At 53.7% G+C, this 22,887-nt stretch carries 20 protein-coding genes; 14 read left to right on the top strand and 6 right to left on the bottom strand.

Annotation, left to right across the window (positions count from 1 at the left end; translation table 11 throughout):
- Positions 1–180: 180 nt before the first annotated feature.
- A complete protein-coding gene (locus tag IV433_RS00260; protein ID WP_195812906.1) occupies positions 181–489 on the bottom strand; it encodes a hypothetical protein in 309 nt (102 codons plus the stop codon).
- A 212-nt stretch (positions 490–701) separates the two neighbouring features.
- Here IV433_RS00260 and IV433_RS00255 point away from each other — a divergent pair, with 212 nt between their 5' ends.
- The 8 genes from IV433_RS00255 (at position 702) to yejF (ending at position 10,979) form a co-directional block, all read left to right on the top strand.
- Positions 702–1,676, top strand: coding sequence for a CobW family GTP-binding protein (locus IV433_RS00255; RefSeq protein ID WP_195812907.1), 975 nt, complete (start codon positions 702–704; stop codon positions 1,674–1,676).
- A gap of 61 nt (positions 1,677–1,737) precedes the next feature.
- A complete protein-coding gene (locus tag IV433_RS00250) occupies positions 1,738–2,451 on the top strand; it encodes a phosphatase PAP2 family protein (RefSeq protein ID WP_195812908.1) in 714 nt (237 codons plus the stop codon).
- A 428-nt stretch (positions 2,452–2,879) separates the two neighbouring features.
- Complete coding sequence (mepS, locus tag IV433_RS00245) at positions 2,880–3,455, top strand: bifunctional murein DD-endopeptidase/murein LD-carboxypeptidase (protein ID WP_152324316.1); 576 nt, start codon at positions 2,880–2,882, stop codon at positions 3,453–3,455.
- A 165-nt stretch (positions 3,456–3,620) separates the two neighbouring features.
- The gene (locus IV433_RS00240) at positions 3,621–5,204 is read left to right on the top strand and encodes a cyclic di-GMP phosphodiesterase (RefSeq protein ID WP_229893148.1); all 1,584 of its coding nucleotides are present in this window, start codon (positions 3,621–3,623) and stop codon (positions 5,202–5,204) included.
- Positions 5,205–5,404: 200 nt separating this feature from the next.
- Complete coding sequence (locus tag IV433_RS00235) at positions 5,405–7,210, top strand: extracellular solute-binding protein (RefSeq protein ID WP_195812909.1); 1,806 nt, start codon at positions 5,405–5,407, stop codon at positions 7,208–7,210.
- Between the two features lie 10 nt (positions 7,211–7,220).
- Positions 7,221–8,315, top strand: a complete 1,095-nt coding sequence (gene yejB, locus IV433_RS00230) for a microcin C ABC transporter permease YejB (RefSeq protein ID WP_195812910.1) — start codon at positions 7,221–7,223, stop codon at positions 8,313–8,315.
- Positions 8,315–9,364: an ABC transporter permease gene (locus IV433_RS00225; protein WP_195812911.1), complete on the top strand. Its 1,050-nt coding sequence runs from the start codon at positions 8,315–8,317 to the stop codon at positions 9,362–9,364. Before yejB ends, IV433_RS00225 begins: the two co-directional genes overlap by 1 nt.
- 1 nt (position 9,365) lies before the next feature.
- The gene (gene yejF, locus IV433_RS00220) at positions 9,366–10,979 is read left to right on the top strand and encodes a microcin C ABC transporter ATP-binding protein YejF (protein WP_195812912.1); all 1,614 of its coding nucleotides are present in this window, start codon (positions 9,366–9,368) and stop codon (positions 10,977–10,979) included.
- A gap of 17 nt (positions 10,980–10,996) precedes the next feature.
- Here yejF and IV433_RS00215 read toward each other — a convergent pair whose 3' ends face one another.
- On the bottom strand, positions 10,997–11,341 hold the full coding sequence (locus IV433_RS00215; protein WP_015689537.1) for a YejG family protein: 345 nt from the start codon (positions 11,339–11,341) through the stop codon (positions 10,997–10,999).
- 680 nt (positions 11,342–12,021) lie between these two features.
- On the opposite strand from IV433_RS00215, the gene IV433_RS00210 reads away from it, so the two are divergent.
- From IV433_RS00210 to IV433_RS00200, 3 genes are read left to right on the top strand one after another with little or no spacing between them, the layout of a single operon-like run.
- On the top strand, positions 12,022–12,636 hold the full coding sequence (locus IV433_RS00210) for a sorbitol dehydrogenase family protein (RefSeq protein ID WP_195812913.1): 615 nt from the start codon (positions 12,022–12,024) through the stop codon (positions 12,634–12,636).
- A complete protein-coding gene (locus IV433_RS00205; protein WP_195812914.1) occupies positions 12,636–14,291 on the top strand; it encodes a GMC family oxidoreductase in 1,656 nt (551 codons plus the stop codon). The genes IV433_RS00210 and IV433_RS00205 overlap by 1 nt, the downstream gene beginning before the upstream one ends.
- A complete protein-coding gene (locus IV433_RS00200) occupies positions 14,288–15,691 on the top strand; it encodes a cytochrome c (RefSeq protein ID WP_195812915.1) in 1,404 nt (467 codons plus the stop codon). Before IV433_RS00205 ends, IV433_RS00200 begins: the two co-directional genes overlap by 4 nt.
- Positions 15,692–15,750: 59 nt before the next feature.
- Here IV433_RS00200 and IV433_RS00195 read toward each other — a convergent pair whose 3' ends face one another.
- Both IV433_RS00195 and idnO read right to left on the bottom strand, forming a co-directional pair.
- Positions 15,751–16,494: an SDR family oxidoreductase gene (locus IV433_RS00195; RefSeq protein ID WP_195812916.1), complete on the bottom strand. Its 744-nt coding sequence runs from the start codon at positions 16,492–16,494 to the stop codon at positions 15,751–15,753.
- A 12-nt stretch (positions 16,495–16,506) separates the two neighbouring features.
- The gene (gene idnO, locus IV433_RS00190) at positions 16,507–17,271 is read right to left on the bottom strand and encodes a gluconate 5-dehydrogenase (RefSeq protein WP_195812917.1); all 765 of its coding nucleotides are present in this window, start codon (positions 17,269–17,271) and stop codon (positions 16,507–16,509) included.
- Between the two features lie 206 nt (positions 17,272–17,477).
- Between idnO and IV433_RS00185 the strand changes: the two genes are divergently transcribed.
- The gene (locus IV433_RS00185) at positions 17,478–18,461 is read left to right on the top strand and encodes a LacI family DNA-binding transcriptional regulator (protein ID WP_195812918.1); all 984 of its coding nucleotides are present in this window, start codon (positions 17,478–17,480) and stop codon (positions 18,459–18,461) included.
- Between the two features lie 175 nt (positions 18,462–18,636).
- Positions 18,637–19,992 carry an MFS transporter gene (locus IV433_RS00180; protein WP_195812919.1) on the top strand — a complete coding sequence of 452 codons (1,356 nt, stop codon included), beginning with the start codon at positions 18,637–18,639 and terminating at the stop codon, positions 19,990–19,992.
- 50 nt (positions 19,993–20,042) lie between these two features.
- On the opposite strand, the gene IV433_RS00175 is transcribed toward IV433_RS00180, so the two are convergent.
- Positions 20,043–20,696: an L-fuculose-phosphate aldolase gene (locus tag IV433_RS00175; protein WP_195812920.1), complete on the bottom strand. Its 654-nt coding sequence runs from the start codon at positions 20,694–20,696 to the stop codon at positions 20,043–20,045.
- Positions 20,697–20,924: 228 nt separating this feature from the next.
- On the opposite strand from IV433_RS00175, the gene fucR reads away from it, so the two are divergent.
- Positions 20,925–21,656, top strand: a complete 732-nt coding sequence (gene fucR, locus IV433_RS00170; protein ID WP_195812921.1) for an L-fucose operon activator — start codon at positions 20,925–20,927, stop codon at positions 21,654–21,656.
- Here fucR and IV433_RS00165 read toward each other — a convergent pair.
- Positions 21,653–22,864, bottom strand: a complete 1,212-nt coding sequence (locus IV433_RS00165; RefSeq protein WP_195812922.1) for a Bcr/CflA family multidrug efflux MFS transporter — start codon at positions 22,862–22,864, stop codon at positions 21,653–21,655. The genes fucR and IV433_RS00165 overlap by 4 nt on opposite strands.
- Between the last annotated feature and the right edge of the window lie 23 nt (positions 22,865–22,887).

The following is a 22,887-nucleotide window of genomic DNA, read 5'->3' as shown; positions in this document are numbered from 1 at the left end:
CAGGAGGGGAAATTATAACATGTGGGCACAAAGGGGAAGAACCAGAGAGGAAAACTGACGACCCGATCAAAATTGGGTCAGCCAGTTTTCTAAGTTGTCGGGCCACTTTACCCTGACACTGTCCGGGCAAAAATGACCGGTGATGAACTAATCAGAAATGCTCATCGTTTTTTTGCGGCTTTAATTGTACGACACCGTCATCAGCGCCAGATGTGGATTCTTGTTCACCTGTTGCGTCGTGACGTGACCTAAAGACAGTGGAAGGCTGAAAGAAAGTGGATTCGTCGCGCTGATCTGACGCGCCTGCGTGACTTTCGCAGCGCCCCGCTCACAGCTGCTGACAAGCTGACTTCCACCGGTTTTGAAGTTACATCCACCTTCAACAATTGCGCCATAAAAATGGATAGTACCGGTTGATCCCGCGCTGGCATACTGCATCATCCCTGAGGCCAAAACTCCCAAAAACAGTACCCATTTGATTCTGTTCATGGCAACACCTCATTTGAATTTACATTTTTAAAATTCACGATACATCCATTTAACATTAATACATCTAAACCAATTAGCACCTGTCCGCTCAAAATAATTGGGTGCCGCGACGTTAAAACTAAGCAATCCATGTTATCCATCGGCACAGCGCTGGATTTTCTTAAGTCGGCATTGCACATTGACGTGTAAATTTATGAAAAGGACCTATGAAAATGACCAAAACCAACCTGATTACCGGCTTTCTGGGCAGCGGTAAAACGACGACGCTGCGCCATCTGCTGGCTCAGAAGCCAGAGGGAGAAAAATGGGCTGTATTGGTCAATGAATTTGGGGAAGTCGGGATTGACGGGGCATTGCTGGCCGACAGCGGTGCAGTGCTGAAAGAAATTCCCGGCGGATGTATGTGTTGCGTGAATGGCCTCCCGATGCAGGTGGGCCTCAATATGTTATTGCAGCAGGCAAAACCTGACCGTCTGCTGATTGAACCTACCGGGCTGGGCCATCCGAAGCAGATCCTTTCTTTATTAACGTCTGAAGTTTACAAAGACTGGCTGACGCTCAACGCGACGTTATGCCTGATGGATCCCCGCCAGTTGAGCGATCAGCGCGTCATCGATAATGAAAACTTCCGCGATCAGCTTGCTGCGGCAGACGTCATTGTCGCCAATAAATCCGATGTGGCGCAGACGCAGGACAATCAGGCACTGGAAGCCTGGTTCAGCCTGAACGGCGGCGGACGTCAGCTGGTGATTGCCTCTCAGGGTGAGATTGACCCGGTGTTGCTCGATTTACCCCGTCTGAATCTGGCCGAATTGCCCTCGGGTAAGCATCATCATGCGCACGCCCCGGTGCGCGGGCTGGCCGCTCTGAGCCTGCCGGAAACACAGCGCTGGCGTCGTGCGTTGAACGAAGCCGACGGTTACACCAGCTGCGGGTGGATTTTTGATGCTGAAACCGTATTTGATACCGCGGGTATTCTCGACTGGGCACGTCTGGCACCGGTCGACCGCGTGAAAGGCATTCTGCGTATTAAAGAAGGGACGTTGCTGGTAAATCGTCAGGGTAATGACCTGAGTATTGAAACCAAACCAATGGCGCCCTCAGACAGCAGAATTGAGCTGATTACTCGCGATAAAGCACAATGGAACACATTACAATCCACTTTGTTGAAGGTTCGTTTAAGTTAAACCGATTAAGTTAACGCTGACTAAATTAATACTTATCCTGCTAACAATAGGGCTTCCTGCTATGTGGCGCCGAAATATTCCAGCAATCCTGATACTCAACGTATTAGGCGTTGCTCTTTTCTTATCTTTCTACTTACCTGCAAACCACGGTTTCTGGTTCCCAATTGATAAATCGATTTTCTTCTTCTTTAACCGTCATCTGACGACGGACGCCTGGTTCCTGCATCTGGTCGCGGTGACCAATAACCGTGCTTTCGACGTGATTTCCCTGCTGGCAATGGGAGTGCTTTATCTGAGCTACTTCCTGAAACAAGATAACGCCGGCCGCCGTCGTTACGTCATTATTGGCTTTGTGATGCTGCTCACCGCCGTGGTGCTCAATCAGCTCGGGCATTTGCTGCCGGTAAGCCATAAGAGCCCGTCGCTGAGTTTTGAGGGCGTTAACCGCGTCAGCCAGCTGACCGGGATCCCGACCAAAGATTCGTCCGCAGACAGCTTCCCGGGCGACCACGGTATGATGCTGATTATTTTCTCCTGCTTCATGCTGCGCTATCTGAGCAAGACGGCATTTGTGATTGCGCTGGTGATTACCGCCATCTTCTCGCTGCCGCGCGTAATGATCGGGGCGCACTGGTTTACGGATATCGTGGTGGGTTCGCTGTCTGTGGTGCTGGTCGGGGCAAGCTGGTGGCTGATGACGCCCGCCAGTGATTTGCTGATTAACTGGCTGGAGAGAAAACTCCCCGGTAAAAAAAATCCTATTAAGCCAGCCTGATTTTTCCATACATATAATTTAATTATGATCAGGCAGAACGTTTTGTTCTGCCTGAACTTTTTTCCAGACAATTCCCAGATATACTTTGCTAAATTATTGCTTGAAAACCCGCTTGCGATGCGGCTTTAACCCAAATTAGTATAAAAATCGCCCATCCTTTTTAACATCTTTACTTACATCAGCTTACATCACAATTTCTTATAAAAAATCCCGTAAAACCTCTCGCAATCCCTTATTCATTACGGTAATCTCCAAAACGCTTGAACAGAAATGTGGCAAAAACACCCGGTTTGAAGGAAAAAACGTGCTCTGACGCACATTTTGCCCGTTAGGTGTTTGTCCCATCTGATCGCGGCAGGTAGTCTCGCTTGGTTTGGTAATTTTAATAACGATTTCATCGTTAAGGACAGCAAGGGATAACAACAATAATGGTCAAGTCTCAACCGTTTCTGAGATATATCACGCGGTTAATTCCCGCGATTGGCGCAGCAATTATTCTTTCTGCGTGTAGTGGTACACATTCTTCGAACACAGAAAACGCACAAACTGATATGCGTGCAGTAAATGACAAAGACGGTCTTCTACTGCAAGCCTCTCAGGATGAATTCGAAGCAATGGTTCGTAACGTCAACGTTAAATCCAAAATTATGGATCAGTACGCTGGCTGGAAAGGCGTTCGTTATCGGTTAGGCGGTGACAGCAAGCGTGGTATCGATTGCTCAGCGTTCGTCCAGGTAACATTCCGCGAACAATTTGGTATGGACCTTCCGCGTTCGACGTATGAACAGGAAGAAAAAGGTAAGAAAATCCAGCGTTCTAAACTGCGCCCGGGTGATCTGGTATTGTTCGGTGCGGGCTCAACAGGGCGCCATGTCGGAATTTATTTAGGTAATGATCAGTTCGTTCATGCTTCCACCAGCGCTGGTGTGATGATTTCGAACCTGAACGAGACTTACTGGAATAAACGGTACCGCGAAGCAAGACGAGTTCTGGCTAACGGCTGATTCCGTTACCGCATGATTTAATTCTTGTTGTCCTATACCAAGCGAATAAAAAAACGTCATCTCCGGATGGCGTTTTTTTATGCCTGTAATAAAGTGTATTAAGGGTCTGGTGTTTTTTATCTACGTTATACTTTTATTTCTTTCGCGAGAAAAAGGGCAAAACACATGGGTTTACGAACGGCGCTGACACACACCGTATTGCCCAAGCGCCGTTATTTGATACGAAGCCTCCTTTTTTCAGTGCTGTTCTTTATTCTGTTTATTATTGTCACGCTGACCGTGATCAAAGCCAACAATGCCCGCGAGCAGGGGCAGATTGCAGAAAGAACCTCACAGTTCAGCTCCCGTTATTTTCATCAGCTCACCGACACAATGCGCAGGATTGGTCTGCTGACGTCGGAATCCTGCCCTTCCGTTGCCAGTGAAATTAACCGCGATGCCGCGTTCAGCATCGGTGTCCGCGATTTCCAGCTGGTGCGCAACGGCATGGTTTTCTGTTCTTCCGCTTCCGGTAACCAGAACATTTCGGCCACAAGCTCACTTCACGATATTGATTTCGATAAAATGATGAGCATTGATTTACAAATGGGCACCCCGGCAGTGCCCAATCGCCCGGTGATTATTGTCTGGCAGCGTAATCCCGGCGCATCGAACGATGGCGTGATCGCCACGCTGGAACTGACTCTCTCGCCATATATGCTTTTTGCACTGCCCGGCACTGGCTATCGCGGTTTTGCATTGCTAATCGGTGACAGCGCGCTGATCTCTTCCGAAGAAGGACTGATTCCGGTCAGCAAGCTACCGCACAGCCATTTCACCGAAGTGAACCCCGGCGATCTCCCGTTCACGCTGCGCCTGTACTCCCCTTCCCTGACCGGCGACAACATTCGTTTCACCCTGCTCGGCGGATTGCTGCTCAGCCTGCTGGTGTGTGCGCTGATCTATTTCAGCCTGCTCAACCGGCACAACGTCGAACGTGAAATTCTTCGTGGCCTTAAAAACAAAGAATTTTTCGTGGAATACCAGCCGGTCATTGAATCCAGAAGTTTGAAAGTCACCGGTCTGGAAGCCCTGCTGCGCTGGCAACATCCGATTGAAGGGCGCATTCCGCCGGATATCTTTATCGGTTACGCCGAAACGCAGGGTCTGATTGTCGAACTGACCCAGCATATGATGTCGATGGTCGCCGCAGACGCGCACCAGCTGCAACACGCGTTACCTGAAAAATCTAAACTCAGCATCAATATTTCCCCGCACCACATGAGCAGGGTCAGCTTTCATGACGACGTGCTGAATTTTATCGAGGCGTTACCGGAGAACGCGTTTCAGGTGATTTTCGAAATTACCGAACGTGGAATGATCGATACTGAAGGCGCGCTGCGGGAATTCAACTGGCTGCGCCACCACAATATTGAGATTGCCATTGATGATTTCGGTACCGGGCACAGCGCGCTGATTTATCTGGAAAAGTTCACGCTTGATTACCTGAAAATTGATCGCGGATTCGTGATGTCCATTGACCAGAAAACGCTGATTGCGCCGGTGCTGGATACCGTCCTTAAGCTCACCGAAGAGCTGAAACTCAAGACCGTGGCAGAAGGTGTTGAAACCGAGTTGCAGTCGCAATATCTGCGTAATCACGGCGTCACCTATCTTCAGGGTTATCTGTACAGCAAACCGCTGGGCATCGGTGAACTGATGAATTTCATCCGCGATTTCAATGAGAAAGAAGCGACTTACCAGATTTAATCTGTATCAGTGCTATACCTTTTGTTCCATTTTTCTCTTCGCCGTCTGCCCCTGAGTGTGATAAAAAGGCCGAAATCAGGGATGAAACCTGAGGCTGGTGTGTTACAAGGTCTTAGCGATCAATTGATTACCACTGAACAATAGCCTGCGGCAATCATGTCCGCGCCATGCTGTCGTCATCACAGGAGTGCAGATCCAGGATGTTTTCTCGCGTGCTTGCCGTTGCGCTGTGCCTGCTGAGTCTCAGCGCACAGGCCGAGGTCATACAAGACAGCTACGCGTTCGCTATTTTAGGCGAACCGAAATATGTCTCAAACTTCACCAGTTTTGACTACGTCAATCCCGCCGCGCCGAAGGGCGGGCAGATCACGCTGGCTGCCATCGGCACTTATGACAATTTCAACCGCTTCGCTTCCCGCGGCAATCCGGCGGTGCGCAGCGGTTCGCTGTATGACCCGCTTTTCACGACATCAAGTGATGAAATCGGCAGCTACTATCCGCTGATTGCCGATTCCGCCCGTTACGACAGCCAGTACCGCTGGGTGGAAGTGGATATCAATCCCCGCGCCCGTTTCAATGACAACACGCCGATCACCGCCAGCGACGTCGAATTCACGTTCAAGAAATTCATGACGGAAGGCGTTCCGCAGTTCCGCGTGGTTTATAAAGGTGTGGAAGTAAAAGCCATCTCACGGCTGACGGTACGCATGGTGCTGCCGAAAGCCGACAAGGACATGATGCTGGGGCTGCTCGGCCTGCCGATCCTGCCCAAAGCATTCTGGGAAAAACATAAATTCAATGAGCCGCTGAGCACACCACCGCCGGGCAGCGGCCCTTATCGCATCAGCGATTACAAGCTCGGCCAGTACATCACTTACTCGCGCGTGCCGGATTACTGGGCCGCCAACCTGCCGGTGAACCGGGGTCGTTATAATTTCGATACGATCCGCTACGACTACTATCTTGACGATAATGTTGCCCTTGAAGCTTTTAAATCCGGCGCATTTGATTTCCGAATGGAAACCTCGCCGAAGAACTGGTCAACGCAATATCAGGGCGGGAATTTCAGCAAAAACTTTATCGTGAAGGCCGATGAGGAAAATCAGGCCGCGCAGGATACGCGCTGGCTGGCGTTCAACATTCACCGCCCTCAGTTTGCCGACCGCAAGGTGCGCGAAGCCCTGACGCTGGCCTTTGATTTCGACTGGATGAACCGGGCGCTTTACTTCGATGCCTATCAGCGCGTTGACAGTTATTTCCAGAATACGGAGTACGCTGCGAAAGATTACCCGAACGTAGCAGAACTGGCGTGGCTCGGGCCGCTCAAGAAACAGGTTCCGGCTGAAGTGTTCAGCGCGCTGTATAAACCACCGCGTACGGACGGCTCCGGCAATGACCGGGAAAATCTGCTGAAGGCGACTGCGCTGCTTAAAGAAGCCGGCTGGGAAGTCAGAAATCAGGTGCTGGTCAACAGCAAAACCGGCAAGCCGTTTACCTTTGAACTCCTGCTGCCCGGCGGCGGTAACTCGCAGTATGTCCTGCCGTTCCAGCATAATTTGCAGCGTCTGGGCATCAAAATGTCGATTCGTGAAGTCGACAATTCTCAGTTTGTCCGCCGCATGCGCCAGCGCGATTACGACATGATCCCGACGGTTTATCCGGCGATGTCTTACCCGAGCAGCGATTTACAGATTTACTGGAACACCAAATATCTGGATTCCACCTACAACAAACCGGGCGTGAGCGATCCGGCCATCGACAAACTCACCGATGAGATTGCCGCTAACCAGGGCAAACCGGACGCGCTGCTGTCGCTCGGCCATGCTTTGGATCGGGTGCTGACATGGAATATGTATATGATCCCGATGTGGTACACCCATCACGAACGCTATGCCTATTGGGATAAATTTTCGATGCCTGCGATCGCTCCGGCCAACGGACTGGAGCTGGATACGTGGTGGTATGACATGAACCGTGCAGCGCGTCTGCCTGCACAACGCCGTTGAGGAGCACAATGTGGCCGCTTATCTTTTAAGACGACTGCTTCTGGTGATCCCAACGCTTTGGGCCATCATCACCATTAACTTTTTTATCGTGCAGATTGCGCCCGGCGGCCCGGTAGATCAGGCCATAGCGGCGATAGAAATGGGGCAATCCAGCGGGTTACCGAATTCTGCCGGTTACAGCGGTAACGGAAAAGCGTCACCCGGCGTGGCCCAGTTTGGTGAAGGCCAGTACCGCGGTGCACGCGGGCTGGATCCTGAAGTTATCGCAGAAATTACCCATCGCTTTGGGTTTGATAAACCGCTGCACGTCCGCTATTTCGAAATGCTCTCCAGCTATGTGCGCTTTGATTTTGGCGACAGTCTGTTTCGCGGTTCAACCGTCATGGGGCTGGTGAAAAGCGCGTTGCCGGTGTCTGTCAGCATCGGTTTGTGGAGCACGCTGATTATTTATCTGGTGTCGATCCCTCTGGGCATCCGCAAAGCGGTGCGCAACGGTTCACGGTTTGATACCTGGAGCAGCTCATTCATTATTATCGGCTACGCCGTACCGTCGTTTTTGTTTGCCATCCTGCTGATTGTTCTGTTTACCGGCGGCAGTTATCTCGACTGGTTCCCGCTGCGCGGCCTGACGTCTCCTGACTTCGACACGCTGCCGTGGTACGGGAAAATCACCGACTATCTCTGGCATGTCACATTACCGGTGCTGGCGACGGTCATTGGCGGGTTCGCGACGCTGACCATGCTGACCAAGAACTCTTTTATGGATGAAGTGAGCAAACAGTACGTCGTGACCGCGCGGGCGAAAGGGCTGAATGAAAAGCAGATCTTGTACCGCCATGTCTTTCGCAACGCCATGCTGCTGGTGATTGCCGGTTTCCCGGCCACGTTCATCAGCATGTTTTTCACCGGGTCCCTGCTGATTGAAGTGATGTTTTCCCTGCAAGGCTTAGGATTGCTGGGCTATGACGCTATCGTCCAGCGCGACTTCCCGGTGATTTTTGGCACGCTTTACGTTTTCACGCTGATTGGCTTGCTGCTCAATATCGTCAGCGACATCACTTACACGCTGGTTGACCCGCGTATCGACTTCGAGGGCCGTCACTGATGACCGTGAGACTCTTCAAACTCAGCACTGTCACTCAGGCGCGCTGGGCACGTTTTTGCCAGAACCGTCGCGGATTCTGGTCCCTGTGGATCTTTATGGTTCTGCTGGTTCTGGTGCTGCTGTCCAACGTTCTCGCCAACGACAAGCCGCTGCTGGCGCGTTATCAGGGGCACTGGTATGTGCCTTTTATGGTGAATTACAGCGAAACCACGTTTGGCGGTGAGCTGGAAACGCCCGCGGATTATCAGGATCCGTTTGTGCTTAAACAGCTGGAAGATCACGGCTGGGCCATCTGGGCGCCGGTACGCAGCAGCTATAACTCGATTAATTTCTCGACCACGCAGCCCTTCCCTTCCCCGCCCTCGGCGAAAAACTGGCTGGGCACCGACAGCAACGGGCACGACGTGCTGGCGCAGATCCTTTATGGCTTACGGATCTCGCTGTTCTTCGGCATTTTCCTCACCGTCCTGACCTCTGTCATCGGCATTATTGCCGGTGCCACGCAGGGTTATTACGGCGGGCTTATCGACCTGCTCGGGCAGCGTTTTATCGAAGTGTGGTCCAGCATTCCGACGCTGTTCCTGATCATTATTCTGGCCAGCGTGGTGCAGCCCAATTTCTGGTGGCTGTTGCTGATTACCGTGCTTTCGGGCTGGATGACGCTGGTGAGCGTCGTGCGCGCCGAATTCCTGCGCACCCGTAATTTTGATTACATCCGCGCCGCACAGGCGATGGGCGTCAGCGACCGGGCTATTATGTGGCGTCATATGCTGCCCAATGCGATGGTTGCCACACTGACGTATTTGCCGTTTATTCTTTGCGGCTCCATCACCACGCTGACGTCGCTGGATTTCCTCGGTTTCGGCTTGCCGCTGGGTTCGCCTTCGCTGGGCACATTGCTGATGGAAGGCAAAAACAATTTGCAGGCACCGTGGCTGGGTATCAGTGCGTTTGTCGTGCTGGCGTCCCTGTTGTCCTTGCTGATTTTCATCGGTGAAGCGGTCCGCGACGCCTTCAACCCTTCGGCACATCACGGCGAGGCGCTCTGAGATGACGGACTCTTTACTGCAAATCCGCAACCTGAGCGTGGCTTTCCGTCAGGGAAATCAGCAGCGTGAAGTGGTCAGCGACGTGTCCCTGAATATTCACGCGGGCGAAACGCTCGCGCTGGTGGGCGAATCCGGTTCCGGCAAAAGTGTGACCGCGCTGTCCGTGCTGCGCCTGTTGCCTTCCGTCGCCGTCTATCCGCAAGGAGATATTCTCTTTGAAGGCCGGTCGCTGCTCAAAGCCGACGGCACGGCCCTGCGCCAGATCCGCGGTAACCAGATTTCGATGATTTTTCAGGAGCCGATGGTTTCACTGAATCCGCTGCATACGCTTGAAAAGCAGCTGACCGAGGTGCTGACGCTGCATCGTGGTCTGCGGGGGGATGCCGCGCGGAGCGAAATCCTAAGCTGCCTTGATCGTGTGGGTATCCGTCAGGCGGCTTCCCGTCTGCGGGATTTCCCGCATCAGCTTTCCGGCGGCGAACGCCAGCGCGTCATGATTGCCATGGCGGTGCTGACAAAGCCAAAACTGCTGATTGCCGATGAACCGACAACGGCGCTGGACGTGTCCGTTCAGGCGCAGATTTTATCCCTGCTCGACGAACTGAAGCAGGAAATGGGCATGGCGATGCTGTTTATCACCCACAACCTGCGCATCGTGCGACGTCTGGCGGATAACGTTGCCGTGATGCAACAAGGGCGTCTGGTTGAGCAGCAGCCGCGTGCCACCCTTTTCAGCCAGCCTCAGCATCCTTACACGCAACACCTGTTGCAGGCCGAACCGCAGGGGCGCCCGCAGCCGCTGAAAGGGGAACCTGCCGTTTTGCTGGACGTGAAAAACCTGGATGTGGGCTTTCCCGTCAAGCGCGGCCTCCTGCGCCGAACCGTCGGCGTTAAACACGCCGTAAATCAGGTGAGTTTTCAGCTGCGGCGTGGCGAAAGCCTCGGCGTGGTGGGCGAATCAGGTTCAGGAAAGAGCACGACCGGGCTGGCGCTTTTACGCCTGATGAAATCTCAGGGCGAAATCTGGTTTGACGGCCAGCCGCTGCACACGTTTTCGCGCAAGCAAATGCTGCCCTTCCGCAGCCGGATACAGGTCGTGTTTCAGGATCCTTTCTCAGCGCTGAACCCGCGGTTTACCGTGGAGCAGATTATTGCGGAAGGTTTGCTGGTTCACCGGAAAGTAAGTGCGCAGGAGCGCGAACAGGAAGTGATACGGGCAATGCAGGAAGTCGGGCTGGATCCGCAGAGCCGTCACCGTTATCCGACTGAATTCTCCGGCGGTCAGCGCCAGCGTATTGCTATCGCCCGCGCCCTGATTTTACAGCCTGAAATGCTGATTCTGGATGAACCGACATCGTCTCTGGATAAATCGGTGCAGGCGCAGATTCTGGCGATCCTGAGCGAACTTCAGCAACGTCACGGCCTGACTTATCTGTTTATCAGCCATGATTTGCATGTCGTCCGGTCTTTGTGTCACCAGCTTTTGGTGCTCAGGAACGGGGAAGTGGTCGAACAGGGAGATTGCGAGCAGATTTTTACCGCGCCGCAGCAGCCTTACACCCGTGAATTGCTGAGTGCGTCAGATGCGTTCGATTCGCAGGAGCAAATCGCCTGACGTTGTGATCAGGCGGTTCAGAATGGATAAAGTGCGGTGACAGATTCCGCGATCGCCGCGCCGATATTTTTCAGGCAGCAAAGGGTCGCGCTTTCATCTTCACGGTGGACGAATAAACACGGTTCGCCGTCGATTTCAACAATCGCCGCTTTAACCTGAATATCTTCTAAGGCATCAGTTAACTGGTGCATCACCTGCCAGGCAAATTCGCCCTCATGGCTCAGCAGTTTCAGGCCGATCAGATTGTTATCTTCATCGTTACCAGGAAGCGGAATCGGTTCAACTTTGATACCGGCAAAACCTGACAACCAGCGATAACTTTGCGGCAAACGATGTACTACCGAAAGTTGGATATTATTCACGTGGTTCCCCAGACAATGATGTTAACCAATTATCTACACGATATTTTTACAAAATAGCTACAACTGCACTGATTAAGTTATAGCCGACAGACTTTGCTTTGCCCACTTCTCGCTCAAATAATTAACATTAAATTAACGTCATTCCAGCGCAAGCTCACAGACCCAGCTATTTTTATGTCTGCTCCCGATGAATCTGAGAGGCAGATCTCATTTTGGCTTATTTGTAACCTTTTTAGTCTTGATTCACAACCATTTTAATCAAATGACGCTACTTTTCATTGCATTTTTATTTACATTTAATATACAAATTGAGGATATGAAATGTCTCATAAACGTGAATAAAAAGCATAAAATCAGACAGTTAAAATCAATCCTGACTTTTCACACCGCGCTTCATGGTGTTAATTTCATTTTGAAATGAACCAGTTGGTTACAAAATTCACGGCGTCGCATCATACGTTAAAATCTGGATCTAATGTTAATAAATCCGCACAATTTGTTTGCACAATTTCTTCTTCTTTGGCTTATCATCCGCATCGTTATTACTGGTATACCCTATCGCAGAGACCCCAGGACATCATCAACCTGCTGATAAGTCTCGACATTAGCGACATATAATAAGAATCAGATAAGCAAATCCTGAGTTATTTAGCTCACACCCAATCCCAGCGAGAAATGAGATGGAAAACGATCCTTCAATCATGGCAAGCAATAACACCGAAAATGGAACCGGTTTCAGTCGTCGCGAACTGCTGAAAGGACTGACTTCCGCGATGGTCGCAACGACCCTTCTCGGCTTTCCCTTCCTGAGCCAGGCTGAGAAAGAAACAGCCACGCAGTCACCGGTCATCTTCGGTCAGTTCTATCTGGTATCACAGGCCATTACCGAGCATAAAAATATCAGTGAAGGAACTTCTGCCCAGATTTTCAATGCCTTCTTCCGCTCTCAGCCTGACTTCCCGGCTCAGGTCAGCAAACTGCATGCACTGGTTAAACCGGGGCAGGCTGCGAAAGATTTGCAGAAAGCCGCGCAGCAGAACGGTCTGGCCGAACTGGTGACGAGCATCGTCACAGCCTGGTATACCGGCACGGTCGGACATGGAACCGATTCCATTTTGGTTTCTTATAAAGATGCGCTGATGTATCGCCCGGTCAGCGACGGCCTGATTGTGCCGACCTACTGCGGTAACGGCCCGCTGTACTTCACCGCCGCGCCGCCTGATGCCGCGATGCCTGAGTCCATGAATGCCGATCGTTTTACCCGTACTTCTGAATCTGATGTGAGCAAAGCCTGATGAAAAAACCCGTATTTACCGCAGACGGCGATGCGTCTGCTGATGTGATTGTTGTCGGTTCCGGCGTCGTGGGCGGCATGATTGCCGATCAGCTGGTCAGCGAAGGTTATTCCGTTCTGGTGCTGGAAGCCGGTTTACGCATCGAACGTGCGCAGGCCGTCGAAAACTGGCGCAACATGCCGTTCGATAACCGCGCAGGTTCTGATTTCCAGGGGCTGTATCCGCAGTCAGAAAACGCCCCGGCCCCGCTGTACTTCCCGGAAAATAACTACGTTCATCTGACCGGCCCCAGTGCGGGCAGCTTTAAACAAGGTTATCTGCGCACCGTCGGCGGCACGACCTGGCACTGGGCGGCGTCCTGCTGGCGTCACGTCCCAAACGATTTCAAAATGAAAACGCTGTACGGCGTGGGCCGCGACTGGCCGATTTCGTATGACGAACTCGAACCTTATTACTGCCGTGCAGAAGAAGAAATCGGCGTTGCAGGCCCGAACGATCCTGAGCTGCAATCCCCTTCAGAGCGCAGCAAGCCATACCCGATGGAACAGGTTCCTTACGGCTATGGCGACACGCGTTTTGCAGAGATTGTGAACCCGCACGGTTACCGCTCGGTGCCGATCCCGCAAGGGCGCAGCACCCGTCCGTGGAACGGCCGCCCGACCTGTTGCGGCAATAACAACTGCCAGCCAATCTGCCCGATTGGCGCGATGTACAACGGTATCGCACACGTCGAACGCGCTGAAAACAAAGGCGCCGTGGTGCTGGCCGAGGCGGTGGTTTACAAGATTGATACCGACGAAAACAACAATGTGACGGCGGTTCACTGGCTGGATAACCAGAAAAAATCCCACAAAGCGACCGGCAAAGTGTTCGCGCTGGCCTGTAACGGCATCGAGACTCCGCGTCTGCTGCTGATGGCGGCCAACGATAAAAACCCGAACGGCATCGCCAACTCCTCTGATCACGTGGGCCGTAACATGATGGACCACTCCGGTTTCCACTGTACGTTCATCGCCAAAGAGCCGCTGTGGATTGGCCGTGGCCCGGCGCAGAGCAGCTGTCTGGTCGGCCCGCGCGACGGTGATTTCCGCAAAGACTATTCCGCCAACAAAATGATCCTCAACAACATCAGCCGCGTGATCCCGGCAACCTCCAAAGCGTTGCAGATGGGGCTGGTGGGTCAGGAGCTGGACGAAGAAATCCGCCGCCGTTCCATCTTCGGCGTGGACTTGTCCATCAGCCTGGAGCCGTTGCCGGACCCGGATAACCGCCTGACGCTGAGCAAAACCCGTAAAGATCCGCACGGTTTGCCATGCCCGGACATTCATTACGACGTCGGCGATTACGTGCGTAAAGGCGCGGAAGCGGCGCATAAACAACTTGAGCACATCGGCTCGCTGTTTATGGCGGAAGAATTCAACATCACCACCAGCCTGAACGCCAACAACCATATTATGGGCGGCACGATTATGGGCAACGATCCGAAGGATTCCGTGGTGAACGGCGATTGCCGGACTCACGATCATGCCAACCTGTGGTTACCGGGCGGCGGCGCGATCCCGTCCTCCAGCGTGGTGAACAGTACGCTGACCATGGCAGCGCTGGCGCTGAAAGCTGCAGACGACATGTCGAAAAAACTGGCAGGTGCAGCATGAAAAAACTTCTCACCGCCTGCCTGTTAAGTGCGTCCCTGAGCGGTTTTGCCGTCGCACAGGATAATCAGGCTGAACTCGTCCGTCAGGGCCAGGAAGTGGCGACCGCCGCAGACTGTCAGGCCTGCCATACGGCACCTGAGGGTGGAAAACCGTTCGCGGGCGGATATGAAATCCATTCGCCGATGGGCACGATTTACACCACCAACATCACGCCGTCGAAGCAGTTTGGTATCGGGAATTACACCGAAGAGCAGTTCACCCGCGCCGTGCGCGAAGGGGTGCGTCCGGACGGTGCAAATCTCTATCCGGCCATGCCTTACACCTCTTACAGCCATATGAGCGATGCCGATATGCACGCGCTGTATGTCTATTTCCAGCAGGGTGTGAAGCCGGTCGAACAGCCAAATACCGAAACTGCCCTGCCGTTCCCGTTCAACATGCGTATTGCGATGGCGGGCTGGAACCTGATGTATCTCGACAGCACGCCGTTTAAGCCGGAGCCGACCAAAAGTGAGCAATGGAACCGGGGTGCGTATCTGGTGAACGGTGCCGGGCACTGCGATACGTGCCATACGCCGCGTAACCTGATGATGGGTTCGGTGACGGACAAACCGCTGGCGGGCGGCATGGTCGGCCCGTGGTACGCGCCGAACATCAGTTCTGATCCGGTCAGCGGCATTGGCAACTGGTCGCAGGCTCAGCTGGTGGAATACCTGAAAACAGGCCGGACCGCCGGGAAAAATCAGGCCGCAGGCGGTATGGCGGAAGCGGTGCAAAACAGTCTGCAATACATGTCTGACACCGATCTGAACGCGATTGCCTTCTACCTGAAAAACAGCACGCCGGTTCGCGATCAGCGCGATACACAGGCGGCAGATACCTTCGGTAAGCCGGTGAATGTGGAAGATGGCCTGCGCGGCGCGCATCCGTTTAACGCGAACAAAACTATCGACAACGGCGCAGCACTGTTCAGCGGATATTGCGCCAGCTGCCACCAGCCGGACGGCTCAGGCAGCAAGAATCAGGCGTATCCGTCGCTGTTTAACAACACCGCGACCGGCCTCGGGAATGCGTCGAACCTGATCTCCGCCATTCTTTACGGCGTCGATCGCCAGGTGGGCGACCATCATGTTCTGATGCCGAAATTTGGCGTGGGTTCGTATGTTGGTCAGCTCGACGATCAGCAGATTGCGGATATTTCCAACTATGTGCTGAAAAACTACGGCAACGCGGGCGTTCAGGTCAGCGCGCAGGATGTGGCGGTATTACGCGCAGGCGGCCCGGTGACACTTCTGGCGAAACTGCAACCGTTCATGGCGCCGGCGATGGTCATCGGCGTGATCATTCTGCTGGTGCTGATTTTCTGGCTCGGCAGAAAGCGTAAAGTCAGAAAAGCATAATCACGAAAGATGAAATGCAAAACGGCCCGGTTCGGGCCGTTTTTTTAATGCGAAAAGCGTTATCCCCGCCCGACCAGCGGCATGGCGCTGGCCATCACCGTCATGGTCAGAACGTTGGTGCCCGGCGGTAATCCGGCCATAAAAGCCACGGCTTCACCGACGCGCTCCACCGCAATGACCGGCTCTTCGGCAATATGTCCGTCGGCCTGCATCCTGCCTGCCAGCGCTTTATTGCCCATATCCGTGGCGGCGTTGCCGACGTCAATCTGTCCGCACGCAATATTGAATGCCCTGCCATCAAGTGCCGTTGATTTGGTCAGACCGGTAATCGCATGCTTGCTGGCGGTGTAAGGCGCAGAATTCGGACGCGGCGACTGCGCGGAAACCGAGCCGTTATTAATAATGCGGCCGCCCTGCGGAGACTGCTGTTTCATCAGTTTTACCGCCGCCTGCGTACACAAAAATGCGCCGGTCAGATTGGTGTTGATCACCGAAAGCCAGTCTTCTAGCGCAAGCTCATCAATGGGCACCTCTTTCACGTTGTTTCCGGCGTTATTGAACAGTAAATCCAGCCGCCCGAAGGTTTCCTGAATATCCGCAAATAGCGCGGAGACCGACTGCGGGCTGGTCACATCCAGCTGACGCGCCACCGCTTGTCCCGGTGCAAACTGTGCCACGGCCTGCGCCAGTTTTTGTGTATTGCGCCCCGCCAGAATGACCGTAAACCCAATACCCGCCAGCGACTTCGCGGCGCTCAGCCCGATACCGCTGCCACCGCCGGTGACCAGTGCAATTTTGCTCATAATTTTCCTTTACTAAACTGCGGCCAGCATTCCGCCGTCGATGAACAAAAGATGCCCGTTAACAAAGTCAGATGCTTTCGATGACAGATAAACCGCACCGCCGACCAGCTCTTCCGGGTTGCCCCAGCGCGCGGCTGGGGTGCGTTTGCACAGCCATTCGGAAAACTCTTTGTTATCGACCAGCGCCTGCGTCATGTCGGTTTTGAAATAGCCCGGCGCAATGCCGTTCACCTGAATATTGTAGCGCGCCAGTTCGACACACATCCCGCGCGTCAGCATTTTCACCGCGCCTTTGGAGGCGGCGTACGGCGTAATGGTGTCGCGGCCCAGCTCACTTTGCATCGAACCGATATTGATAATCTTGCCGCGCTCGCGCTGGATCATGTAACGCGCGACTGCCTGCGACACCAGGAAAACAGACTTCTGATTCACCGCAATCACGTCGTCCCAGTCTTTTTCCGGGAAATCGGTAAATTTGTGGCGGCGCTGGATCCCCGCGTTATTCACCAGCACATCAATCGGGCCAATGGCCTTTTCGATATGGTCAATCGCCTGATTCACCGCCTGGCTGTTCGTGACATCAAATGACACGGCGTGCGCGATAAACCCTTCCGCACGCAGCGCTTCAGCGGCCTTTTGTGTCGAATCCTGCTGCGTGCCGTTGACGATAATTTCCGCCCCGTGCTGCGCCAGCCCTTTCGCCAGCAGGAAACCCAGACCGCGCGTGGAACCGGTGACCAGAATCTTTTTATTATCCAGGGAGAAGAGATTTGTCATGACGTTGGCCTTATTAAAAAGCTGCTTATGGAAAGTTAGCCCCACTACAACGGTTTACCGGCAGCCAAACTGTGATGCAGATCACTTTGAAGAATGTTAAAAAACCCTGTTACTCCCGATGTGATCATCATCATTTTGATAACAATCTCCGGCGCTTTCTGTTTCAATAATCGGATATATTTTGGGAAATAATCAGGGAAACCCGCATGAGAAACCAGCGCGTGACATTACAGGACATCGCCCAACTGGCGGATGTTACCAAGATGACGGTCAGCCGTTTTCTGCGCACGCCGGAAAAAGTCTCTCCTGAAACCCGCGAGCGCATCACCAAAGTCATGGAAGAAGTCGGTTATCCGCTGGAAGAAGCCCGCGGACCGGCCAAAGCGCCGCGCATCGGCATTCTGGTGCCCTCTTTTAACAACCAGATTTTCTCCGATTTGCTGGCCGGTATTGAGTCCGTGACGTCCGCGCAGGGCTACCAGACGCTGGTGGTGAATTACGATTACAGCAAGGACCGCGAAGAAGAGCACATTATCAACCTGCTTGGTTATCAGCTGGCAGGGCTGATCCTCACGGATTCAGTGCATACGCTCAAAGCCGATAAGTATCTGAATGCGGCTGAAATTCCGGTCGCTCAGGTGATGGATCTCGACGATCAGAATGGCCGTATTGCGGTTGGTTTTGATAATCAGCAGGCCGGATATGACATGGCGAATACGCTCCTCGCCAGCGGTAAAGAGCATGTGGTTTATTTCGGTTCGATGTCAGACGCGCGTGACCAGAAACGCTATCAGGGCTACAGCCGGGCAATGACTGAACGCGGGCTGACGCCGGTGCATATCACGCCGAATAAGGTTTCATCGGTGTCTATCGGTGCCGGAATGTTATCGATGGCGCGCCAGCTGTATCCGCATACCAATGCAATTTTGTGTACCAACGACGATATTGCCGTCGGTGTGTTACAGGAATGTCTGAAACTGGGCATCCGCGTCCCGCATGACATGGCAATTTCAGGTTTTCACGGGCTGGATATCGGGCTGGCTACCACGCCGTTGCTGGCCAGCGTTATTACGCCGCGCTTTGAAATGGGCAAGGTTGTTGCCGAAATATTGCTTAAAAAAATCAAAAACCTGCCAACCATTGAGCGCGTCGATTTGCACTACCGGATTTCCCTCGGCGGCACGATTTAACGTGCCCTTTTCTGCAATTCCCCTCCTTTCGTCCTGCACGCGAACTGCGGTGCAGGATCACGTTGCAGGTAACACCTTTTCTTAACATAATTCAACGTGACTCCTGTCACGAAATACTTTCCTCAAAATGCTTTTATTAGCTCATCGCCGGATACAAGCACACAGAGGAAAGACGATGAATAATAAAATTCCTAAGGCCCGCTGGTTACGTGTAATAGCCCCAATACTTATCGCCTGTATTATTTCCTTCATGGACAGGGTCAATATTAGTTTTGCCATGCCCGGCGGAATGGATGCCGAATTAGGCATCACCGCATCAATGGCCGGTCTGGCTGCCGGTATCTTCTTCATCGGGTATCTGTTTTTACAGGTGCCCGGCGGAAGCCTGGCGGTTCACGGCAGTGGCCGTAAATTCATTGCCTGCTCGCTGATTGCATGGGCGGTGATTTCCATTCTGACCGGCTTTATCACTAACCAGTATCAGCTGCTGTTCCTGCGTTTTGCGCTGGGTGTGGCGGAAGGCGGGATGTTGCCGGTGGTGCTGACGATGGTCAGCAACTGGTTCCCGGATAAAGAACGTGGCCGCGCCAATGCGTATGTGCTGATGTTCGCGCCGCTCGGCGGGATGATTACCGCGCCGCTGTCTGGCCTGATCCTGGATACGCTCGACTGGCGCTGGTTGTTCATCATCGAAGGGGCATTATCTTTCGTGGTGATGCTGTTCTGGTGGTTCACCATCAGCGACCGTCCGGAAGAAGCGAAATGGCTGTCTGAGCGCGAACGCGATTATCTGGTCACCGAATTAAACCGTGAACGCGAAGCACTGCGGGCGCTGGCACCGGTCAATAACGCGCCGCTCAAAGAGGTCTTTCGCAATAAATCTATCGTCAAACTGATTATCATTAACTTCTTCTATCAGACCGGGATTTACGGCTACACGCTGTGGCTGCCCACTATCCTGAAAAACCTCACCGGCGGCGACATGAGTTCAGTCGGCATGCTGGCGATTATCCCTTACGTCGGCACCATGCTGGGGATCCTGGCGATGTCCGTGCTGTCCGATAAAACCGGCAAACGCCGCATGTTTATCGCCTTGCCATTGTGCGGTTTCGCCGCCTGTCTGGCTGCGTCCGTGGCGTTTGGTCACAATATTATGGCGGCCTACGGTTTTCTGGTCGGTGCCGGGTTCTTCCTGCAAGCCGCGACCAGCGCCTTCTGGACCATTCCGGGTAAAGTCACCACGCCGGAAGTGGCAGGCAGCGCACGCGGTGTGATTAACGGTCTGGGGAATCTCGGTGGCTTCTGCGGCCCGTATCTGGTCGGTGTGTTAGTCAGCCTGTACGGTCAGAGCACGGCGATTTATGCGCTGGTCGCATCCCTGCTGATTGCCGCGCTGGTAACCACGCTGTTGCCGAAAGAGTGCGATATGGCGCTGATCCCGGGCGCAAAAGCCAAGGCTATGGCGGATGAATATGCCCGCGCCAAAAAAGCCCGCAAACTCCAGCAAATGGAAGCGCAGGGCGTGAACTGAGTACTTTTGAATATGCTGATGCCCGTCATGTCGTGACGGGCATTATTATTTCAGGCTTCTTCCCGCGTAATAATCCCGTAGTGATGGAATTTGTTCAGTACCGCTTCCATCGCTTCACCGGACAGAACCGGTACTTCCGGCGTCACCGGCAACAGCAACAGATAAAGCCTCGCCAGCACTTCAACTTCCTGCGCCAGCCAGAGCGCTTTCTGCAAATTACTGCCGCAGGCAATCATTCCGTGGTGTTGCAGAAGAATCGCTTTGGATTGTCTGATCGCCGCTTCGGTATGATCAGACAACGCCTGCGACCCGAAAATCGCGTACGGTGCGCACGGGATCACCGTGCTGCCGGTCGCCGCAATCATGTAATGAATGGCCGGAATGGGCCGGTTAAGAATGGAAACCGCCGTGCAATGCACTGCGTGGTTGTGAACAACGGCCTGTGCGTCGGGTCGCGCGCGATAAATGGCCTGATGGAAACGCCATTCGCTGGACGGCGTTTTGGCCGGATCGTGTCTGCCATCCTCGCTGACCTCGACGATCTGCCGCGGCGTCAGCTCTTCATACGGGATCCCGGTTGGCGTAATCAGCATTCCGTCGCCATAACGCACGCTGACATTGCCGGACGTTCCCTGATTCAGCCCCATGCGCGTCATTTGCAGGCAGGTTTCTATAATTTGTTCGGCCAGCTGTTCTCTTTTCATGTTTACCCTGTCGGTTTTGGTCTGCGTATTGTTGGTTTCTGTCACCTTATTTTGTAACGCAGGCGGCGCTGACCGGTGGCCGGGCGGTAAAAATGTGACTGGCTTCTGATTATCCCGCATTCAGGGAACGATTCGCGCAAACCGCCACGCATTGGCGTGTCCGTTTCAGCGCAAAATGTTAAAAACGGTCATTCGGGATTGCCGTCGTTGCCGGGAGAAAAATAAAAAATGAAAGCAGTGCGTCATCAGGCCATCCTGCAACTGATCCGCGAAACGGGCAGCCAGAGCACGGAAAATCTGGCCAGCCATTTACAGGTCAGCAAGGAAACCATCCGCCGCGACTTGCAGGAATTACAAACGCAGGGCCAGCTGATCCGCCGCCACGGCTGGGCGAAGATCGTTAAGCGGGAAACGCAGGACAGCGGGGATTCTTTCCGCGCCCGGCAAAAAAGCCATCAGAACCGGAAAACGGACATTGCCCGGCAGGCGCTGTCGTGGATTGATGAAGGAATGGTGATTGCGCTGGATGCCAGCTCGACCTGCTGGTCGCTGGCGCGGCAGCTGCCGGATATCGGCATCACGGTGTTTACCAACAGCGCCCGCGTGTGCCGGGAACTGTCCAGACGCCAGAATATTCAGCTCATCAGCTCCGGCGGCCGGCTTCTGCGCAAATACGACTGTTACGTTAATCCGGCGCTGTTCTCACAGCTGAAAACGCTGGAAATTGATCTGTTTCTGTTTTCCTGCGAGGCGGTGGACGCCGCTGGCGCAATCTGGGATTCCAACGACAGCAATGCGGAATACAAAATCGCCCTGCTCCGGCGCGCGGCGCAGAGCCTTTTATTACTAGATAAAAGTAAACTGAACCGGACCAGTGAAGTGCAGATTGGGCATCTTGACGATGTCACTCAGGTCATTTACGACCTGAGTGATGCAGAGCAGCAAAGCGAAAAACCTTAGTCGGCCAGCGCCTGCGCCGTGACTTTCGCCGGACGGCTGGCGTAGAGATACAGCAACGTGGCGGCAATGACGCAAAACGCCATCGATCCGACCATCGGCCAGGCGCTTTTGGCGGTAAACAGCGAAAGCACGGAACCAATGGCCGCACCGGTGCCAAAACGAATCGTGCCGGCCAGAGAGGCCGCGGTGCCCGCCATGTGCGGGAAGTCATCCATGATGACCGCCATCGCGTTGGAGGTCACCATCGCAATCACGCCGACATAGCCCGCCACGCCAATCACCATCGCCCAGAACGGCAGCCCGAATGCGCAGACCACCAGCAGCCAGATGCCCATCGTCAGCTGAACAAACAGGCCGAAACGGAACATTTTCACCGCGCCCGCACGGCGCACGTTGCGGCTGTTAATCAGCGTCAGGATCACCAGCGCCACGATGTTCAGGGCAAAGTAGAAACCGAAATGCTGCGGCGAAACGTGATTGAGTTCGATGTAAACAAACGGTCCGGCGCTGAGGAAAGAGAACATCCCGGCAAACGAGAAACCGCTCGCCAGCATGTAGCTCAGCACGCGCTTGTGGCGGAACAGGGAGACAAAATTGCCAACGGTGGTGCGCAGATGGAATTTTTGCCGCCGCTCTTTGGGCAGCGTTTCCTTGATGTAAACGCCCACCAGCGTGGCGGCAATCAACGCCGCAATCGCCATCGCCCAGAAAATCGCGTGCCAGCTGAAAATCGCCATCAGCAGACCGCCGAGCATTGGCGCGAGCAGCGGCGCAACGGTCATCACCAGCACCACAAAAGACATCATTCGCGAGAATTCGTCTTTGGTGAACATGTCACGCATCAGCGCGTTGATGACCACACTGGCCGCTGCCGCCGCTAAACCGTGCAAGAAACGCATCCACACCAGCTGTTCGACGGACTGCGCAAGCGCACACGCACCGGCCGCCACAGCAAAGATCAGTACGCCCCAGAAGATAACCGGCTTACGCCCGAGGCTGTCGGCCATCGGTCCGTAAAACAGCTGCCCGATAGCAAAACCCAGCACATACGCGCTGAGGGTCATTTGCACGCTGCCCGCCTCCACACCATATTCCTCGGCGATAACGGGCATGCTTGGCAGATACATATCGATAGCCAAAGGCATCAGCATCGATATCAATCCCAGGATGAAAATCAGTCCGATGTGGGATACCGGTTTTTCTTGCACTTTCAGCTGCTCCAGTTAACAGA

This window comes from Rahnella laticis (genome assembly GCF_015644585.1).
In the GTDB taxonomy this organism is placed as follows: domain Bacteria; phylum Pseudomonadota; class Gammaproteobacteria; order Enterobacterales; family Enterobacteriaceae; genus Rahnella; species Rahnella laticis.
This window is presented reverse-complemented; position numbering and strand designations above follow the sequence as displayed.

Excerpts from the sequence above, each read along its gene's own strand:
- IV433_RS00260 (WP_195812906.1), bottom strand. The coding sequence starts at position 489 with ATGAACAGAATCAAATGGGTACTGTTTTTGGGAGTTTTGGCCTCAGGG.
- IV433_RS00255 (WP_195812907.1), top strand. The coding sequence starts at position 702 with ATGACCAAAACCAACCTGATTACCGGCTTTCTGGGCAGCGGTAAAACG.
- IV433_RS00250 (WP_195812908.1), top strand. The coding sequence starts at position 1,738 with ATGTGGCGCCGAAATATTCCAGCAATCCTGATACTCAACGTATTAGGC.
- mepS (WP_152324316.1), top strand. The coding sequence starts at position 2,880 with ATGGTCAAGTCTCAACCGTTTCTGAGATATATCACGCGGTTAATTCCC.
- IV433_RS00240 (WP_229893148.1), top strand. The coding sequence starts at position 3,621 with ATGGGTTTACGAACGGCGCTGACACACACCGTATTGCCCAAGCGCCGT.
- IV433_RS00235 (WP_195812909.1), top strand. The coding sequence starts at position 5,405 with ATGTTTTCTCGCGTGCTTGCCGTTGCGCTGTGCCTGCTGAGTCTCAGC.
- IV433_RS00225 (WP_195812911.1), top strand. The coding sequence starts at position 8,315 with ATGACCGTGAGACTCTTCAAACTCAGCACTGTCACTCAGGCGCGCTGG.
- yejF (WP_195812912.1), top strand. The coding sequence starts at position 9,366 with ATGACGGACTCTTTACTGCAAATCCGCAACCTGAGCGTGGCTTTCCGT.
- IV433_RS00210 (WP_195812913.1), top strand. The coding sequence starts at position 12,022 with ATGGAAAACGATCCTTCAATCATGGCAAGCAATAACACCGAAAATGGA.
- IV433_RS00205 (WP_195812914.1), top strand. The coding sequence starts at position 12,636 with ATGAAAAAACCCGTATTTACCGCAGACGGCGATGCGTCTGCTGATGTG.
- IV433_RS00200 (WP_195812915.1), top strand. The coding sequence starts at position 14,288 with ATGAAAAAACTTCTCACCGCCTGCCTGTTAAGTGCGTCCCTGAGCGGT.
- IV433_RS00195 (WP_195812916.1), bottom strand. The coding sequence starts at position 16,494 with ATGAGCAAAATTGCACTGGTCACCGGCGGTGGCAGCGGTATCGGGCTG.
- idnO (WP_195812917.1), bottom strand. The coding sequence starts at position 17,271 with ATGACAAATCTCTTCTCCCTGGATAATAAAAAGATTCTGGTCACCGGT.
- IV433_RS00185 (WP_195812918.1), top strand. The coding sequence starts at position 17,478 with ATGAGAAACCAGCGCGTGACATTACAGGACATCGCCCAACTGGCGGAT.
- IV433_RS00180 (WP_195812919.1), top strand. The coding sequence starts at position 18,637 with ATGAATAATAAAATTCCTAAGGCCCGCTGGTTACGTGTAATAGCCCCA.
- IV433_RS00175 (WP_195812920.1), bottom strand. The coding sequence starts at position 20,696 with ATGAAAAGAGAACAGCTGGCCGAACAAATTATAGAAACCTGCCTGCAA.
- fucR (WP_195812921.1), top strand. The coding sequence starts at position 20,925 with ATGAAAGCAGTGCGTCATCAGGCCATCCTGCAACTGATCCGCGAAACG.